Origin of the sequence: Streptomyces sp. NPDC006512 (genome assembly GCF_040611935.1) — a bacterium.
Lineage (GTDB): Bacteria > Actinomycetota > Actinomycetes > Streptomycetales > Streptomycetaceae > Streptomyces.
The window spans coordinates 79,443-95,514 of the sequence record NZ_JBEXPG010000026.1 but is presented as its reverse complement, the minus strand read 5'-3'; the positions used below and the strand labels follow the sequence as shown (position 1 = coordinate 95,514).

Sequence of the window (16,072 nt, the reverse complement as noted above, 5' to 3'; positions counted from 1 at the left end):
GGCGTCGGTGTCAGGTCAGGACGAGGCAGCCTAGCCGCTCCAGCTCACTGAGGAGCGGCAGGGAGGGATCGACCTCGTTCCACCGCAGATCCAGCTTCTCCAGCGATGGCATCAGGGCGAGCCAGTCCGGCAACTGGCCGAGGCGGTTGCTCCGCAGGTCGATCTGCCGCAGTTGCGGGAGGCCGGCCAGGGACTCTGGCACCCCGGTCAGGGAGTTCTCGCGTAGGTCCAGGTAGCGCAGTTCATGCAGCTCGGCTGCCGACGACGGCAGGTGCTCGATTGCGTTCCCTCGGAGCCACAGCTCACGCAGGCAGCGAAGCTGGCCGATGCTATCGGGCAGGGCGGTGAGCTGGTTGTGCTGCGCCCTGAGCTCGATGAGGCTGCTCATCCGACCGATGGTCTCCGGCAGGGTGGTGAGGGAGTTCTCACCGACGTTGAGGTAACGCAACCGGGTCAGGTTCCCCAGAGAATCGGGTATCCGAGACAGCTGGTTGTCGTGCAGGTAGAGGCAGTCGCTGAGCTCAGTCAACTCGCCGAGTTCTTCGGGCACCGACGCCAGCGCATTGTGGCCCAGGTCCAGGGTCTTCAGCCGGTGGAGCTGCCCGATGTCCGCTGGGAGGGCTGTGAGTCCGTTGTCAGCGAGGATCAGCACATCGAGATTGGTCTGTCGCCAAACCGACTCGGGCACATCTCCGAGCTCCCGACGCCACAAGTTCAGTGTGTTCCTCACAGCCATCTCCTCGGGCAACAGTCCTGGGCTCCGATTCTCGTCCGGGATCTACCTCGCCGACGACGGGGCCAGCAGACAGACAAGGCAAGATCAAATGGCCGCGGCTTCGGCGCGGATCGGGTGCTGGCGAGGCGGTTGGAATCGGTTCTGGTCTCGATGATGGTGCCGTTGAAGGTGAGTGGGTCGATGATGGCCGCGCAGTGGCGGGGGCTGGTGAACGTCTTGGTCCAGCCGTTGAACGGCTCGTTCGCGGCGATGGCCACGCTGTTCTTCTCCTAGCGTTCGGTCAGAACCTGGAAGAGGAGTTCGGTGCCACGGCAGTCGAGTTCCATGTAGCCGACTTCGTTGATGGTAGGTCGACGCGGCCATCGCGGGCGATCGTCTTGGTCAGCTGCTTCTCGTCGGCAGCCTCTAGGAGCTGGTCGACCAGCTTCGTCGCCAGCATGTACTTGACCCAGGCAGAGCGGCTGGCTCTTCCTGATCCACTCGCAGCTGGCAAAGGTATGGATGGCAGCCGCGTTGTCGGCGGCTACCAGCTGGGTGTGCACGGCGAGGAGTACTACGTCGTCGGGATCGACCGGGGGCCGCGCCCGACCTGGTCGTCGTGGCTGATCACCGTCCGGTGGCTGGGCGACCGCCGTGTGACGACCCACTGCACGGGCTGGGACGACCGGCGCGACGCCGTGGTCGAGCAGCCCCCGGCCTGAGGTACGGCTCTCCGCGCCCGCTGTGCGAGCGGCCAGGCGGCCTCGCTGCGGCCGCCGAACGCCAGCGTTGAAGCTCGCGTCCACCACCAGCCAAATCCGGCTGCGCGTGCTGATCGCCTCACGGCAACATGGGCGCAGCAAGCCGAGCAACCTGTCTGATCAACCTCAGGAGGAATCGGATGCAGAGCCTGCCCTTCGATCAGCCGGGCCGCTTCTGGCGAGGGAACCTCCACACGCACTCCGACCGGTCCGACGGCGCCCTGTCCCCCGAGGCCACGGCGCAGTACTACCGGGACGCCGGAGACGACTTCCTTGCCGTCACCGACCACTTCCGGCCCGAGTACGGCTTCCCGGTAACGGACACCACGTCGCTGCGCACCGAGGGATTCACCACCCTGCTCGGTGCCGAGCTGCACGCGCCGCGTACGGAGGCCGGTCCGGAGTGGCACATCGTCGCCGTCGGGCTCCCCCTCGGCTTCGCACCGCCCTCGCCGCAGGAGACAGGGCCTCAGTTGGCCCTTCGGGCCCGTGCCGCCGGAGCCTACGTGGGCATGGCCCACCCGGCAGCTTCTCTCCTGAGCATCGCGGACGCCGAAAGTCTGGACGCCGCACACGCGGTGGAGGTGTACAACGCCCTCGCGGCCCGCGAAGACCGCGGGGACAGCTGGCATCTGACCGATGTCCTCCTCAACCGGGGGCACCGGCTGCACGCCTATGCGGCCGACGATGCACACCTCCAGCCCCAGGATCCGCCGGGCTGTGCCGCCTGGATCCAGGTCCGCGCCCCCTCACTCGATCCGGACCACCTGCTGGCCTCCCTCAAGGCCGGGCACTACTACTCCTCCACCGGCCCCGAACTGCTCCACGTCAGCCTGACGGGCGAGCACATCACCGTCCGCTGCTCCCCTGCCCGCAAGGTCCTGATCACGGGAAGCGCCCCCGGAGCACAGGTCGTTCAGGGCAAGAACCTGACGGACTGCACCCTGCCGCTGGCGATGTTCCGCGGCGGCTTCTGCCGGGTCACGGTGGAGGACACCGCCGGCGGGCGGGCCTGGAGCAACCCCATCCACCTCTGGCCCAACACGGCCACCGATTCATGATCACTACCGCCACACCTGACGAAGGGACCCCCGATGCTCTGGCCCGCTCTGCGCGCGCTCGCCTACGGACACGTGGAAGACCCCCAACTGACCTGACTCCTCGACGACCTCAGCCTCAACGAGGGCATCCGGACCGCGGGCCCCGGCACCGAACCGCGGGCCCCGGCGCCGAGAGGAGCGTCGCCCACCGCACCCTCGCCGACGAGAACGCCGTGCGCCTGGTCTTCGACCTCGCCCGGAGCGGCGACTCCGGCTGGGTCTTCACCGCCGCCACTGTCGCCGGATACCGGGACAGGTTCCGCGAGGCCGTGCGCCACGATCTGACACTCGTCCAGGTCGAGCCGCCGGCCTCCGCCGACGAGGTCCTGACCACGACGTCCGCACCGGACGAGCCGCTCTCCCCCTTCGACCCCCAGTGGAACCCTGCGGTCACACGCCTCACCAGGCTTTGGGCGCACCTCGGACTGGTTCCTGGTCGTCGTCGGCATACCTGTCCGCGCATTGCCGTAGGTGCTCCCCGGAGTACGGGGTCATGTGCACCCGGCTTTGCGGGCAGGACAGTTGCGGGGCTATCCGCTGAGACGGGTCCGGGCTGGCCGGCTGCGCATGTGGTCCTCAGCATGCCTCGACGCCGGTCGGGCCGGAACCACCCCCGCCCAGACCAGGGAGGCATCCGCTCTCCCTTGCCGGCGGCCACGGAACCGCCCCCGTCTCGCCTGGCTCTGAACGCGGGGCTGACAGGGACCGTGGCAACCAGGCCCAGGTGGTACCGACTCGGTCTCGTGCCCTGAACTGGCGACGTACCTGGACCGGCGGATGCGGGCGGCGTCGGAGCCCGTCTTCCCGCGCCATTGGGCGGCGGTCTGCCCGTAGTTGAGAGGGGTGCTAACGCCGTTAGCACCCCAGCAGGGTGCTAACGGCGTTAGCACTGGAGTAAAAACTGCCGCAGAAAGTTAGCAAAACGCGTCTATTGGATCCCCGGTGTTACCTGCCACGGCAGTATGCTGCCGTGCATGTCATCTCCGAACTCGGGTGCTGATCGGGAGAAGCTCGTCTCGAAGCTGCCCGCGCACCTTCAGCAGGCACTCAAGATCCGTGCAGCACAGCTCCAGACCGACATGCAGGACGCGGTCGCTGCCGGTATCCAGGCCTGGCGTGACTGCCGGGACCAACTCCCCACCGTCAACACCGCCGGAGCCGACTCCTTCGGCACCTACCTTCCCGAGGGCCTCTACGAGGACTTCAAGGACGACTGCGGTGAGCGAGGCGTCTCCTACATTCAGGGACTCGCCCAGTCCGTGGTCCTCTGGCTCGCCGACAACCCGGCCGAAGCACAGAAGGCCACCCGGCGGATCATCGTCTGCAACCAGAAGGGCGGCGTCGGCAAGACGGCCGTCTCCGCCGGCCTCGCCGAGGCACTCGCCGAAGACCCGTCCGCCACCGGAGCCACAGCCTCGACGGGAATCGGCGGCCTGCGGGTCCTCCTCGTCGACTACGACCCCCAGGGCCACCTCACCCACCAGCTGGGCCTCACCGCCATCCCGGCCGGCGAGGAAAGCCTCATCACCCACATGCTGCACCGCGAGCAGGCCAAGCAGTCACTCCTCGACCTCACCGTGGCCATAGGCGGTGACCGCTTCGGCGGCCGCCTGCGGATCCTGCCCGCCGCGTTCGACGCGTTCCTCCTCGACTCCGGCCTCACCGTCTTCCGCGGCCCGCGCGAGGCCGCACTCGAGCGGGCACTGGCCCCCCTCGAGGAGCACTTCGACGTCATCGTCGTCGACTCGCCCCCCAGCCTCGGGCTCGCCATGGACGCGGCTCTCAACTACGGCCGCCAGCGTGACGGGGAGAAGCCCGGCTCCTCCGGCCTCGTCATCCCCGTCGAAGCCGAGGACACCTCCGCCCAGGCGTACGGAATGCTCATCCAGCAGATCGACTCCCTCTCCCGCGACTTCGACATCGAGATCGAGCAGCTCGGCCTCGTCGTCAACAAGTTCGACAGCCGCCGCGGCTACATCGCGACGTCCTCCCTCGACAAGTGGAAGTCACTCGGCACTCCCCCGGTCCTCGCCGTCGTCCCCGACGTCAAGGAACAGCGCGAAGCCGTACGCAAGCAGCGCCCGCTCCTCGACTACGCACCCGACTGCGAACAGTCCCACCAGATGCGGCAGATCGCCCGGGGGGTGAAGACCGCATGAGCAAGGCAGACATGCTCGGCGACTCCCCCACCTTCAACGCGGTCGCCCAGCCCATGAGCAGCCGCGCGGCGTCCTTCGCACGGTTCGCCGGCCAGGACGCTCCCGCCGCCGAGCCCTCGTCCGCCGCCCCGACCGGCACCCTGCGTGTTCCGTTGGACGCCCTGGCGCACAACCCCTACAACCCGCGCGAGGAACTCAAGTCGGTCAAGGACCTGGCCGACAGCCTCACCTCCCGAGGCGTCATCCAGCCCCTCGCAGCCGTCACACGGCAGGCCTTCCTCGCCGCGCACCCCGGCCACGAAGAGCAGATCGGCCAGGCCGCCTACATCGTCGTCGACGGCAACCGGCGCCTGGCCGCCGCGAACCTCGCCGGGCTGGACGAGCTGCCCGTCCACGTCGACGACTCCCTCGCGCAGGACGCCGACACCCTCCTCGAGACCGCCCTCATCGCGGCGGTGCAGCACGAGAACCTCGACCCCCTCGACGAGGCGAAGGCACTCCAGCGCCTCGTCGACGTCCACGGATCCCAGCGAGCCGTCGCGCGTGCTCTGGGCAAGTCCAGCCCGTGGGTCACCCAGCGGATTGCTCTGCTCAAGCTCACCCCAGAGCTGCAGGAGGCGGTCGAGGACCGGACGCTTCCGGTGGAGATCGCCCGCAACGTGGGCCAGCTTCCTGCGCAGCAGCAGCAGAGCGCGGCCGAGGAAGCCCTGGCGAAGCGCGCTGAGACCAAGCGGCGCAAGCAGAGCACCCAGGGTGCTAACGCCGTTAGCACCCCGCCGACCCCTCACAGTGCTAACGCCGTTAGCACCCCCGCCACCCCTCAGGGTGCTAACGCCGTTAGCACCCCCTCCGCCTCTGAAGCTGCCACTCCCCCGGTCGGCCACGAGGTACAGGGCAGCGAGAACGCGGAACCTGGCCCGCCGTCCTCGGAAGCGGCCGGCGCCCCGTTCCTCATGGACGTCCGCTCGATTCCCCGGATGCCTTGGCATGACGGAGCCGCCGTGGCCGACATCCTCCTCGAGAAGATGGACCCCGCACAGCGCGAACTCCTCGTGGAACGGCTCCTGGCCGCACACGGCGAGGAGTAGCAGTACAGCTGGAACGTGACTGAGCCCGCCCGGATTCCGGGCGGGCTCAGTCACGTTTCGGGTCCGTGTTGCTGACAGCGTGAGTACCGGTCCGGCGGCCGCCCCGAGTGAGGCTGGTGGTCAGCGCGTCCCGACATGGGGTCGGCCGTAGGACTGCGGTCGGCCGAGCAGAGCAGAGCAGAGCACCCAAGGTGCTAACGGCGTTAGCACCCCGGCTATCCCTCAGGGTGCTAACGCCGTTAGCACCCCGGCAGTCGTCCCGTCCCCGGGTTCCCGGGTCGCATGGCCGGGCCCTGGGGGAGTCCATACGTCTGGTTCGGTCACAGCCCGGGAATCGGGGTTCGCCGCATATGGAGTTCTGAGCGGACGAGTTCGAGGAGGCGGCCTGTCCAGTTGCGGCCCCGGCCCGCGTTGTCACCCCAGAACGCCGAATGCAGGTCGTCATAGATCACGGTGGCGTCGTCTGTGGCCATCAGGATTTCGGCGAGCTCGGGGTGCTGGTCGTACTTGGCCCGCAGCAGGCTGGTCATGACCGCGGTGCGGGCCTGCTCCCAGCCCCCGCGCAGCGGTGTCCCGGCCGCGAGCTTGCGCGCCGCCATGGCAGAGTCCGCCGACGTGATCTCGCTGCGGACCTCTGGCAGCGCGACGGACAGGGCCCAGTAGGCGTGGGCGACGGAGGGGTAGGTGGCCTCTCCGACGGTGATCGGGGCGGGGTAGTCGTTGCGCAGTGCGAGTCGGCCGGGGTCGGCCAGCGGCTCGTTCGGGAAGGTCTGGTCGAGCTGGACCGCCGGGGCGTGCGGAGTCGCCGGGCCGTCCGCGGGGACGCGTGCGCGGTAGTCGGTACTCCGCCGGGCGCGCTCTTCGAAGTACGCGAGGGCCCTGCCGTACGCCTCCTCGGTGACTGGCGGGTCAGCCGGCCGGTAGGTCCGGTTGCCGGGCCCGGCAACCAGCACCCGCAGCGGCCAGTCCTTGCTGTCCATGTCGCCCAGCGAGTAGCGGCGCTGTGTCGTCGGGATGGCCAGGAAGGCGGCGCGGGCCGCGGCCCGGTTCTCCTCTGTCCGGTCGGCGAGGAATGCGTCGACGGCTGCCAGGCAACGGCCGGTCGAGTCGGGGCGGCCGTTCAGCTGGTCGATGGAGTCGCGGACTTCGGCCAGGAGCAATTCCGGGGTGAGCCCTGTCCGGGGTTCGCTGAACTTCCAGGACGCCAGTTCGTGCGCCGACGCCTGGGCGCCCTCCGGGAGGGTGGTGGCCACCCAGCCGGTGCGGAGCTTCTCCTCGAACTCCTCCAGCGTGACCAGACCCCAGCAGTCGATGAGCCCGTCGGCGTAGATGAAGAGGTCGGTGAGGAAGTAGCTGCCTCCGTTGCAGATGAAGGCGTGCCGCCAGGTGCCGGGTATGCGGACGCCGTCCGCGGTGCGATGGGTGATCTGCTTGCCGTTCATCTGGTGATTGTGCCGCACCGGCCGCTGAGGAGACTTTGCCGCGACTCCAGGAGGTCGTCCCTCGCACCCGGCGCGGAAACCATCGGGGGAGCGCAGCTCTGCTCTCGGCCGGACACGCCGCACCGATCTCCCTGTACGCCGGCACCTCTTACCCCGCGACCTTCGGGTGGATCACGACTGCTGGAGTACTGCCCGCAGGGGTCGCGGTGGTGGCACGGATGCGGCAGGCATGCAGGGCAAGGTGCGATGGTGGGCATCGGGGCCGACCGTGGTCGCGGTGATCGGCACCCTCTTCCTCGGAGCCACATCAGAGACGTACCAACCACCGGTCCTGGAGCGGGCCCACTCCGTCGGACCGCGGCTCCGGGCACGGGACTTGAAAGGCCTCGGAGGCGGCCCACGGCCTCCGAGCAGGCGTCGATCTGTCCATACCCCGACTGCGAGGGCTCGCGGCCGAGGTGGGCGGTGGCGGGGACGGACGAGAGACCGGAACTGTACGTGCTCCTGGGCGATCCGGATGCCGGGGATCTGGCCGTGCTGCGCAAGTGTCTGGGGTGGCCGTGAAGGAACGGTCTAGGGCCTGTTGCGAAAGTTGATCAAGGCCGCGGATGATCGTCAGCCGTGGGACGTGGTGATCTGACGGACGACCAGTGGGAGCGTCTGGAGCGGTTGGTACCGGTGGGAAAGAAGCCCGGCCGCCCTCGGATCTGGACACATCGGCAGTTGATCGACGGCATACGGTGGAGGACCAGGACCGGGGCGCCGTGGCGGGATCTCCCCGAGCGCTACGGGCCATGGGACCGAGCTTATGACCTGTTCCGGAGATGGCAGCGCAACGGCACCTGGGATCGGATCTTCGAGAAGCTGCAGGCTGAAGCCGACGCACAAGGTCTGATCACGTGGGATGTCAGCGTGGACTCCACAATCTTTCGGGTCCACCAGCACGCCGCCGGAGCGCGCAAAAGAGGGGACCTGCAGAAGGAGCCTCCCGGAGGCATCGACACCGAGCCCGACGACCACGCCATCGGGCGCTCGCGCGGCGGCCTGACGACCAAGTTGCATCTGGCGGTCGAGCAGGGACAGAAACCACTGTCCCTGCTCGTCACCGCCGACCAGCGACACGACAGTCCTCAGTTCCAGCTGGTGCTGGACGGTATCCGGGTGCCCCGAACCGGACTGGGCCGACCATGCACGAAACCGGACAAGGTTCGCGCGGACAAGGCGTACGGCTCCCGCGCGAACCGCGCCTACCTACGCAGACGAGGTGTGCGATGCACCATCCCGGAGAAGGCCGACCAGGTCCGCAACCGCAAGAAGCTCGGTTCCTGGGGCGGTCGCCCGCCGAAATTCGACAACGACGACTACAAGGAGCGCCACGCTGTCGAGTGCGGAATCAACCGCCTGAAGCGCCACCGCGCAGTCGCCACGAGGTACGACAAACTCGCCGTCCGATATCACGCGATCGTGCTGGTCGCAGCCATAAACGAGTGGCTGTGACCGGCAGGGCCGCGACACCCCTACTGGTTGGCGGACCGCAGTTCACCGGAGTACCGGTCCAAGCCCGCCTTCCACCGATGCTGCTGTATCAGCCAGTGCACGTAGCGTGGTGAGGCGTCGCGGAGGCCGATGCTGATCGGGTAAGGGTCGAACTCGTCCAGGAGCAGCTTGCGGAGGAATTCGACCATGCCGCAGGAGAACAGGGTGAAGTCCTCACGAGTGTGGCGACCGCAGACCAGGACCGGCCACCGATCAGGGTCGGGGTCGGTGGTCAGCCAGCACAGGATGTCCGCGCCGGAGGTGACACCCCAGGCGAGGATGTGGTCCGGGTTGATGTCGAGGCCTTCCTGGCCATCCAGCATCTCCCAGGTATAGCGGGCGTTCTCCGTCTCCTCCTCGAAGGTCCCGGGATCCCACTGGATGTACTCCTTCGGCAAGGGCATGAGAATGCAGACCTCCTCGAAGGAGCCGGCGCCCCACACAGACATGAAGGCCATGTAGTCCCGCGGGAGCCGCGTGCCCCACCGCACCTCCGCGGCCGCCCAGTCGATCTCCTCGTCAGTGCCAAGATCCGGAGGGATAATCCTGGCCAGCGCTGCGATACCCGTCGGGTCTTCCATGGCAATCCCTTCGATCAGATCGCCGAGAGCCTACGAGAACCCACTGACAACCAGCACGGCGGTGCCAGACGTTCCTGGGCGGGGCCGCACTTTCCCAACAGGCCCTAGTACGCGCCTCCGCGGAAGAGGATGCTGTCGTGATGGCGCGGGTGGTCGCCGCGTTCGTGGGCAGCGTCGGAACGGTCGGCGGGGCGTGAGTGCAGGGAGAGGGCCCGGAGGGTTTCCAAGCCGGCCAGCATGTCGTCGCGTCGATCCGCGGACTTCATCCAGGCCGGCAGCCGGGAGAACATCGACATGGTGGGGGAGGCGTGACGCTCACGCAACCGGGCACCCACGTAAGCGGCGAGGGCCTCGACATGGTCCGCGTCGTAGGCCCACAACGTCCGCCCCGCACAACGCGTCTGAAGCCAGAGCGGCCTCCGGAAGAACGGGTCCTCGGTACCACCGGGCGCCGCGCCGACCAGACCGGCGCCCCGCTCGTCGGCCGTCCAGTCGGCGACCGCGCCGCAGCCCGCGCAGGAGAGGCGACGGGGGAGGAAGAGCAGCGCGCTGAAGTACTTCGGTGCCGCAAGGCCGGGGAGCGGCACGACGACCGCGCGGCCACCGCACCGCGGGCAGACCACGAGGATCCGGGCGGTGAACTGGACGAGCCACATGCCGTGGTCGTGGTGGCGGCGGACCGGTTCGGGACGCGCAGGCTCGGAGCTCATGACACACACCCTGCCAGGCCCTGCTGGGCTGTTGGGGTGACGTCGTAGCCGATTCACACTGCACCGAACCCGGCCGAAGGGCCTGGAAGCCCCTCTGGCGGCGTCGCGGGTATGGGATGGTCAGATCACTCCAGGAGCTTCGAGATAGAGCCTTCAAGGTGCCATTCTGTGGGTCGCTTATGACCCAGTTTGAGCTTTTCGCGAACTTGTTCCGTAGTGAGTTGGGCGTCTCGTCTCAGTAGATCCCCTACTGGTCCTGCCGCCGGTTCCGGCCGGTGCAGCCTGCCTTCGGCATCACGGCCGCCACAGCTGATGGCTGCTGAATCCGGAATCTTGTCCGCAATTAAGTGACGGCCCGTCAATCCCAGGGGCCAGCCCCTGGACCCCGCCAGCGCCTGGCCGCGCTGGACCGGCCGTGGCATGGGGGGCTCCTCGCCCCCCAGACCCCCTCGCCAGGCGCTCCGGCGCCCTGGACCCGCTCACCCTCATGTCCTGCGCCGACTCCCTAACGGTCGCCGCCGCACCGGTCGGGCGCGGGGCGCCCTCCCTGGACACGAGGGCCTCAAGCCACAAGGGGCCGACGCCTTCTGATGCTGATGTGGGGGACTGCCCGTCAAATGTCGGCCGGGAGCGCCACTACGGAGTTGAGGTGCTGTGGCCAGGGTGGGGGAGGGGAGGGCGGAGTAGTTGCACAGCAAGAGGTCTCACCGTGCCGCCTGCCCATCACCGCCCGATGGGACTTGAAGGGCATATGAAGGCGCGGCCGGTTGCGGGTTGCTCTTGTAGTAAGAGAGCGCGGCGCTCATAGCCCTCTGACCTGCATGTTTATGAGCATGAGTGTGCTACCCAGGGCACATTCCGCGACGTGAAATGTGTACCTGGCGGGCACATTTGGGAAAAAAATCAAGCAACAGTTGATTTTCTGCAGCCTTGTTGCCGCGATGGATCACTGCAGGTCAGAGCGTCAAGGGCTGAGGCGGAAGCCGGACAAGCGCTCCTCGCGGCCGCACTGCAATGTGCCGCAATGGCGACACATAGAATCAAGCAGGCGTGTACTTTCGGGCCTTCGGCGCAGCAAAACTTCACGTGGTGTGTACTTTTGGAGCTGCTCCGCGCGGTTCGCGCATCAGAGGCGCCTCTCGGCGCGCCGGTGCACCAAAAGACAAGCCCACGTTGATTTTTCGGTAGTCTCAGACCGCCTGAGTAACAAGGAGGTCCTGTGACATCTGATCCGCCCGCCCGTCGTCGACAGCGCGGGCCCCGGCCTGTCCCGGCACCCGCCGCGGCAGGGAACGACGCCGAATACGGGGACATCCTGGCCGTCCTCGGCCAGCAGCTCGGGGAGACGGTCGCACAGGCCACCGACCCCGGCGGCCGCCGTCGCCTCAAGGGCGTCCACTTCGAATACGCCGCGGACCCGAGGTCCGTCCACGACATGGCCGGCGGCGCCGGCTACAGCCTCGCCAGCAACTGGTTCACCCAGCTCCTCGCGCAGCTGGCCGTCGCCAACAGCATCACCAAGTCCCAGCTCTGCGTCTTCCTGTTCGTGGCCGGAGGGCAGGTACCCGGTACTGGCATCGCCCAGTACACCCAGCAGGAGATCACCGACGGGCTGAACAAGATCGCCGCGCAGAAGGGCGGCAAGATGATCACCCGTTCCACCGTGAACCGTGCCGTGCAGGCGCTGTGCGGATACAACTGGGTGGAGAAGGCCGGCAACGGCCGGATCCAGATCAACGTGCGCCTGTGGTTCCAGGGCAACAGCACGGCCCAGCACGAAGTACTCGCCGAAATCGCCGACAAGCACGACCACGACCCCGGCGCATTCCCCTACGCGGTGGGACCGGAAGGCGCCCACCAGGAGGAGCTGGACCTCGACTTCGGTGCCGAAGCCAGCTTTCGCGGAAGGAAACGTACCGGGTGATAGTGCTGCCATGCCCGCGCACGGGCGACCGCTCACGAGGAAGGCCATCCCATGGCTAACGTCATGTCTCCGATCGTCGCGGAGCGCATCTGGGCCCTGCCGCTGTCAGGGTCCGCCGTCAAGTTCCTCCAGTACCTCGTCTCCCGCAGCGACTTCGGGGGAGCGCTGCCGGTCCGGCAGAAGGACATGGCGGCTGAGTACGGTGTCACACCCCAGGCCGTGAGCGGACTCATGGCGCCCCTGTGTGACCTCAACATCGTCCTCAGGCCGCGCAGCGAGGAACGGAACGGCAACTCCTACCGGCTTCACCCGCTCGCGGCGAAGTACGAGAGCCCTGAGGCCATGGAAGCGGCGTTCCGGGCCGCCCTCGCACGGATCCAGGCCGGAGACCTTCCCAACCTGAAGCTGCCGACGTACCAGCAAGCCCCGCCGGCCCCGACCGGCAGGCCGAAGCTCCAGGTCGCGTGACCGCGAACCCGCCGGGACGAATACAGAGGGCCCCCACCAAGGTGGGGGCCCTCTGCGCCTGAGTAACAGTTGGCGTCCAGTATATCCGCCGGCCTTCTCTCTCGCAGTCAGCCAGAACCTGGCGTGAGGCGCGGGCCCTTGGCCGGCAGGGGAAATGGCCGCCGGTGCCGGTCCACCTCGTGAAAGGTGCCTGGTCCTCAGGCGTGGTCAGCCTGGTCCTCAGGCGTGGTCAGCCGGCTCCTCAGGCGTGGTCAGCCGGCGGCGACATGTGACGCCGAAGCGAGAGCGGCCGTCTACCGCACGGCCTTGCGTTCTTCGACCGTGAGGCCGCGGAGCGTCCAGAGCCCGTACAGAGCCAGCAGCGGTTTACCGGCCATCCACTCACCAAGACGGTAGTCATCCGCTCGCACGAGCCTCTCGGCGAGATCAGGGCGCTGCCGCCGCAAGTACGCACGAGCCTTGAGCGCGTGAGCCGGTTGGGAGACGATCTTGATGCGGTCTGCATCCTCAAGCAGCGGGATCACGTTCGTGATGTTTTCCCAGGTCGTCGCGCTCTGGTCTTCGAGAAGCATTGTGACGTCGAACCCGAGCACCGACTTCGCGTAGTCGGCCATCAACCGGGCCTCCGTAGCACCGTTGCTGCCGGTGGTACCGCCGCTGAAGATCACGCGATTCCCGGCGCACCCGTTGTCGGCGAGGGACCGGATCCCGGCACGAACTCGCCAGCGGTTGATGAAGTTCGCCGTCGGTTGTGGGTTCCGGTAGCCCAGCACGACCACGGCTTCGGAAGCGCCCGTGCCGGTCCCCACGAGGGCTCGAGACCAGCGCCAGTTCGACCACTCGCCCCAGGCCAGGGCCGTAGCCCCGGCCAACAGCAGTCCTGTCCTTCGTCGCATGCGGCGACATTAGGACACCGAGCCATTGAGCAGCGAAGGAATCAGCCGCCTTTGAGGGCACGCGTGCTGCTGGGGATTCTCATCCGGGGGTTGTTTACCATACGGGTCGACCCGTAAAGTAAATGGATATGAGCTTCTCTCCGTCCTCCAGAGGACGTCCCAGGGATCCCCGCTCGCACGAGGCGATCGTCAGCGCGGTCACCGAGCTGCTGGGCGAGGTGGGGTACGCCGCGACGTCGATCGGGGCGGTGGCCTCCCGTGCCGGTGTCGGCAAGGACACGATCTACCGGCGGTGGCGGGGCAAGCCGGAGCTGGTCTTCGAGGTCGTGTTCACGACCACCGACCACGCTCCGGTCCCGGACACCGGAACGCTGGCCGGGGACCTGACCGCACTGCTGCGGGGCCTGGTGGACGAGTTCCACGCACCTGCCGCCGCAGCCGCGCTCCCGGGGCTGCTCGCCGACTTCGCCGCCGACCCGGTGCTGAAGGCCCGCATCCGCAGCGACTTCCTGGCCCCGTCGAAGGAGCGGCTGCTGATCGTCTTCGAGCGCGCCGTGGAGCGCGATGAAATCGCGGCCGGCACGCCTGTGGACCTGGTCCTGGACACCATGGCGGGAGCCGTGTTCTTCCACGTCGGTCTGGTCGGGGAACAGCCCGACCCTCAGCTGGCCGGCCGGCTGGCCGCTGTCATAGCCCAAGGGATCGAGATCCGATGAACGGCTGGCTTCTCGCGGCGGGCATCACCACGTTCGGCGTGGCCGCGGCGCACATCGTCGGCGGGCACCGCGACGTGGTGCGCCCGCTGCTGTCCTGCGGACTCGCCGACGAACCCAAGCGCGTCCTCCATGCCGTGTGGCACATGGTGAGCGTCGACCTGGTGCTCTCCGCAGCCGCCCTGATCTACCTCGCGCTGGCCGACGGTACGTCAGCGACCGGCCTGATGGCCTGGTTCGTGGCCGCGCACTTCGCCGCGTACGCGATCGCCTTCCTGGCCGTCACCCTGTCCGTCGGCTGGCCGAGACCACTGCTCAGGCTGCCGCAGTGGATGCTGCTCCTGCCGGTCGCTGCCCTGACCGTGGCGGGCGCCGTGTAGCGACAGCCGCGGAGCGATGCCGCAGAGGTACCGGCAGAGCTGCTCCGAGCCGCCTGCCCCCTGTGGGTCGTGTGGGCGGCTCGGAAACCGCTGCTACTCCTCGGCTTCCCGCAGCGGCTGGCCGGGTTCGTCGGCCAGGACGAGCTGGGTGATGGTGAACCCGTCGGGTGTGCGGATCGAGACCCGGTAGAGGCTGGGCGCTGTCACGGTCGCGTCGGCGCGGGCTTGGCCGTCTTCCCAGCTGAGGGTGAGTTCTTGCCGGTCTTTGGGGTCTTCGAGGCTGGTGAGGCGGCAGGTGATGCCGGCGAGGGAGTCGATGCCGCTGAGGGTGATCTTCCACGGCCGGCCGGCTTCGACGAGGTCGGGTGCGGTCAGGCCGCATCCGGCTTCGCCCAGCGGCGGGCCCATGTGGGCGTCCTCGCGGATGATCTCGGTGATGGCTTCGAGCGCCGTCCGGGCCTTGGCGACGTCGCCGTGCTGGAGGGGGAGCGCGGTGACCGCGGGGGCGATGGCGGCTGATTCCTTGTAGACGGTGCCGTCGCCGTGGACGCGGAAGAACTTGATGTTCTTGTCGTGGTCGCGGACGAAGGTGCCGTCGGTGTGGGTCCGGGCGCCGTCGAGGTGTGCTTCGACCTGCCCGTCACGGATGGTCAGGTTCTGCCAGGTGGGCTGGTTGACGCCGACGACGGAGCGGTGGTCGGGCAGGCTGATCGGCTTCTGACTACGGTGGAACACGGCGGCGTTGCGCGCGAGTTCCGGGTTGCCGCCGATGGAGGTGATGTCGCCGGGTGTCAGATGGCGCACGTCTCCGTTGCTGCGCAGGCTCTTGTACTGCGGCAGCAGGTCGTGGAGGCCGGGCATGTCCGCGCAGATGGCGCGGAGCCTGCGGTGGGGGAGGGGTACGGGCGTTCCTCGGCCGGTGTTGAGGATGACCGCGGCTTTGACCGCTCCGTGGAAGGGGGTGCCCAGGGTGATGACGCCGCGGGTGTCGCCCCGGAGGTCGCTGTCGTACCGGTCGTCCAGCGCCGCACGGGTCACGAGCCCGCCCATGGAATGGGCGACGAAGACGAGCCGGGCTTCGCGTTCGTCGACGCGGTGCCGGCGGGCGGTGTCGTGGGCGGGGTGCAGCCGCCAGGAGGACAGGTGCTCGCGTGCCGCCGCGGCCAGGAGGCGGGCGTTGGCCGCGATGGGCAGGCGCCAGTCGTAGGCGAACTCCAGGACGGCCGCGGGGTGGGCGACACTGGTCCCGACGGTTTCCACGAGGTCGGTGTAGGGCTCGGAGCCCGCGAGATAGGGCGTCCAGGCGCTGTGTTTGAGCAGGCCGGTCGCCCTTATCCGGGTGTGCTTGCCGTCGAGTTCCTCGTCGGTCATCCGAAGGCCCTCAAGGCCCTTGGGGCTGGTCCACGCCTTGCGCAGCCAGGAGATTCCCTCCAGGCCCCACAGGTGCTTGTTCGTGTGGGTGTCGAACAGTTCGCTGCCCATGATGCCGGGGACGATCACAACGGCGTCCTGGGTGACGTGATCGGGTAACTCGCCGGCCATGCCGGCGGCCGCGGTGACCCGAAGCTGCTGATTCTGGTCCATGGGTGTGAACAATAG

Annotated in this window: 15 protein-coding genes and 1 pseudogene; 9 read left to right on the top strand and 7 right to left on the bottom strand. The window is 68.1% G+C overall.

Annotation, left to right across the window (positions count from 1 at the left end):
• Positions 1–10: 10 nt before the first annotated feature.
• Entirely contained in the window at positions 11–736 is a 726-nt protein-coding gene (locus ABZZ17_RS19825; protein WP_356877619.1) for a leucine-rich repeat domain-containing protein, read from the bottom strand.
• A gap of 107 nt (positions 737–843) precedes the next feature.
• Positions 844–1,251 (bottom strand): annotated as a pseudogene (locus ABZZ17_RS19820) (ATP-binding protein); the annotation flags it as partial.
• Between ABZZ17_RS19820 and ABZZ17_RS19815 the strand changes: the two are divergent.
• From ABZZ17_RS19815 to ABZZ17_RS19800, 4 genes are all read left to right on the top strand, one after another.
• Positions 1,234–1,437 carry a hypothetical protein gene (locus tag ABZZ17_RS19815; RefSeq protein WP_356877621.1) on the top strand — a complete coding sequence of 68 codons (204 nt, stop codon included), beginning with the start codon at positions 1,234–1,236 and terminating at the stop codon, positions 1,435–1,437. The pseudogene ABZZ17_RS19820 and the gene ABZZ17_RS19815 sit on opposite strands and share 18 nt — an antisense overlap.
• 179 nt (positions 1,438–1,616) lie before the next feature.
• Positions 1,617–2,537 carry a CehA/McbA family metallohydrolase gene (locus ABZZ17_RS19810; RefSeq protein WP_356877595.1) on the top strand — a complete coding sequence of 307 codons (921 nt, stop codon included), beginning with the start codon at positions 1,617–1,619 and terminating at the stop codon, positions 2,535–2,537.
• Between the two features lie 1,013 nt (positions 2,538–3,550).
• Positions 3,551–4,735 (top strand): ParA family protein, encoded by a 1,185-nt coding sequence (locus tag ABZZ17_RS19805; RefSeq protein WP_356877594.1) that lies wholly within the window; start codon positions 3,551–3,553, stop codon positions 4,733–4,735.
• A complete protein-coding gene (locus ABZZ17_RS19800; RefSeq protein WP_356877593.1) occupies positions 4,732–5,823 on the top strand; it encodes a ParB/RepB/Spo0J family partition protein in 1,092 nt (363 codons plus the stop codon). Before ABZZ17_RS19805 ends, ABZZ17_RS19800 begins: the two co-directional genes overlap by 4 nt.
• 320 nt (positions 5,824–6,143) lie before the next feature.
• On the opposite strand, the gene ABZZ17_RS19795 is transcribed toward ABZZ17_RS19800, so the two are convergent.
• Positions 6,144–7,265 carry an NADAR family protein gene (locus ABZZ17_RS19795; protein ID WP_356877592.1) on the bottom strand — a complete coding sequence of 374 codons (1,122 nt, stop codon included), beginning with the start codon at positions 7,263–7,265 and terminating at the stop codon, positions 6,144–6,146.
• 621 nt (positions 7,266–7,886) lie between these two features.
• Here ABZZ17_RS19795 and ABZZ17_RS19790 point away from each other — a divergent pair.
• The gene (locus ABZZ17_RS19790; RefSeq protein WP_356877591.1) at positions 7,887–8,762 is read left to right on the top strand and encodes an IS5 family transposase; all 876 of its coding nucleotides are present in this window, start codon (positions 7,887–7,889) and stop codon (positions 8,760–8,762) included.
• Positions 8,763–8,782: 20 nt separating this feature from the next.
• On the opposite strand, the gene ABZZ17_RS19785 is transcribed toward ABZZ17_RS19790, so the two are convergent.
• The gene (locus tag ABZZ17_RS19785; RefSeq protein ID WP_356877590.1) at positions 8,783–9,382 is read right to left on the bottom strand and encodes an SMI1/KNR4 family protein; all 600 of its coding nucleotides are present in this window, start codon (positions 9,380–9,382) and stop codon (positions 8,783–8,785) included.
• Between the two features lie 104 nt (positions 9,383–9,486).
• Positions 9,487–10,092 (bottom strand): hypothetical protein, encoded by a 606-nt coding sequence (locus tag ABZZ17_RS19780; RefSeq protein ID WP_356877589.1) that lies wholly within the window; start codon positions 10,090–10,092, stop codon positions 9,487–9,489.
• Positions 10,093–11,311: 1,219 nt separating this feature from the next.
• Here ABZZ17_RS19780 and ABZZ17_RS19775 point away from each other — a divergent pair.
• Together ABZZ17_RS19775 and ABZZ17_RS19770 are read left to right on the top strand one after the other, a co-directional pair.
• Positions 11,312–12,016, top strand: a complete 705-nt coding sequence (locus ABZZ17_RS19775; protein WP_356877588.1) for a hypothetical protein — start codon at positions 11,312–11,314, stop codon at positions 12,014–12,016.
• Between the two features lie 51 nt (positions 12,017–12,067).
• Positions 12,068–12,484, top strand: a complete 417-nt coding sequence (locus ABZZ17_RS19770) for a hypothetical protein (RefSeq protein ID WP_356877587.1) — start codon at positions 12,068–12,070, stop codon at positions 12,482–12,484.
• Positions 12,485–12,777: 293 nt separating this feature from the next.
• On the opposite strand, the gene ABZZ17_RS19765 is transcribed toward ABZZ17_RS19770, so the two are convergent.
• Complete coding sequence (locus ABZZ17_RS19765) at positions 12,778–13,380, bottom strand: YdcF family protein (protein WP_356877586.1); 603 nt, start codon at positions 13,378–13,380, stop codon at positions 12,778–12,780.
• Between the two features lie 128 nt (positions 13,381–13,508).
• Here ABZZ17_RS19765 and ABZZ17_RS19760 point away from each other — a divergent pair, with 128 nt between their 5' ends.
• Positions 13,509–14,096, top strand: a complete 588-nt coding sequence (locus ABZZ17_RS19760) for a TetR/AcrR family transcriptional regulator (protein WP_356877585.1) — start codon at positions 13,509–13,511, stop codon at positions 14,094–14,096.
• Positions 14,093–14,473, top strand: coding sequence for a hypothetical protein (locus ABZZ17_RS19755; RefSeq protein WP_356877584.1), 381 nt, complete (start codon positions 14,093–14,095; stop codon positions 14,471–14,473). The genes ABZZ17_RS19760 and ABZZ17_RS19755 overlap by 4 nt, the downstream gene beginning before the upstream one ends.
• Positions 14,474–14,566: 93 nt before the next feature.
• Here ABZZ17_RS19755 and ABZZ17_RS19750 read toward each other — a convergent pair whose 3' ends face one another.
• The gene (locus ABZZ17_RS19750; protein ID WP_356877583.1) at positions 14,567–16,057 is read right to left on the bottom strand and encodes a hypothetical protein; all 1,491 of its coding nucleotides are present in this window, start codon (positions 16,055–16,057) and stop codon (positions 14,567–14,569) included.
• Between the last annotated feature and the right edge of the window lie 15 nt (positions 16,058–16,072).

Excerpts from the sequence above, each read along its gene's own strand:
- ABZZ17_RS19795 (WP_356877592.1), bottom strand. The coding sequence starts at position 7,265 with ATGAACGGCAAGCAGATCACCCATCGCACCGCGGACGGCGTCCGCATA.
- ABZZ17_RS19770 (WP_356877587.1), top strand. The coding sequence starts at position 12,068 with ATGGCTAACGTCATGTCTCCGATCGTCGCGGAGCGCATCTGGGCCCTG.
- ABZZ17_RS19750 (WP_356877583.1), bottom strand. The coding sequence starts at position 16,057 with ATGGACCAGAATCAGCAGCTTCGGGTCACCGCGGCCGCCGGCATGGCC.
- ABZZ17_RS19780 (WP_356877589.1), bottom strand. The coding sequence starts at position 10,092 with ATGAGCTCCGAGCCTGCGCGTCCCGAACCGGTCCGCCGCCACCACGAC.
- ABZZ17_RS19815 (WP_356877621.1), top strand. The coding sequence starts at position 1,234 with ATGGATGGCAGCCGCGTTGTCGGCGGCTACCAGCTGGGTGTGCACGGC.
- ABZZ17_RS19800 (WP_356877593.1), top strand. The coding sequence starts at position 4,732 with ATGAGCAAGGCAGACATGCTCGGCGACTCCCCCACCTTCAACGCGGTC.
- ABZZ17_RS19765 (WP_356877586.1), bottom strand. The coding sequence starts at position 13,380 with ATGCGACGAAGGACAGGACTGCTGTTGGCCGGGGCTACGGCCCTGGCC.
- ABZZ17_RS19755 (WP_356877584.1), top strand. The coding sequence starts at position 14,093 with ATGAACGGCTGGCTTCTCGCGGCGGGCATCACCACGTTCGGCGTGGCC.
- ABZZ17_RS19805 (WP_356877594.1), top strand. The coding sequence starts at position 3,551 with ATGTCATCTCCGAACTCGGGTGCTGATCGGGAGAAGCTCGTCTCGAAG.
- ABZZ17_RS19785 (WP_356877590.1), bottom strand. The coding sequence starts at position 9,382 with ATGGAAGACCCGACGGGTATCGCAGCGCTGGCCAGGATTATCCCTCCG.
- ABZZ17_RS19825 (WP_356877619.1), bottom strand. The coding sequence starts at position 736 with ATGGCTGTGAGGAACACACTGAACTTGTGGCGTCGGGAGCTCGGAGAT.
- ABZZ17_RS19810 (WP_356877595.1), top strand. The coding sequence starts at position 1,617 with ATGCAGAGCCTGCCCTTCGATCAGCCGGGCCGCTTCTGGCGAGGGAAC.
- ABZZ17_RS19760 (WP_356877585.1), top strand. The coding sequence starts at position 13,509 with ATGAGCTTCTCTCCGTCCTCCAGAGGACGTCCCAGGGATCCCCGCTCG.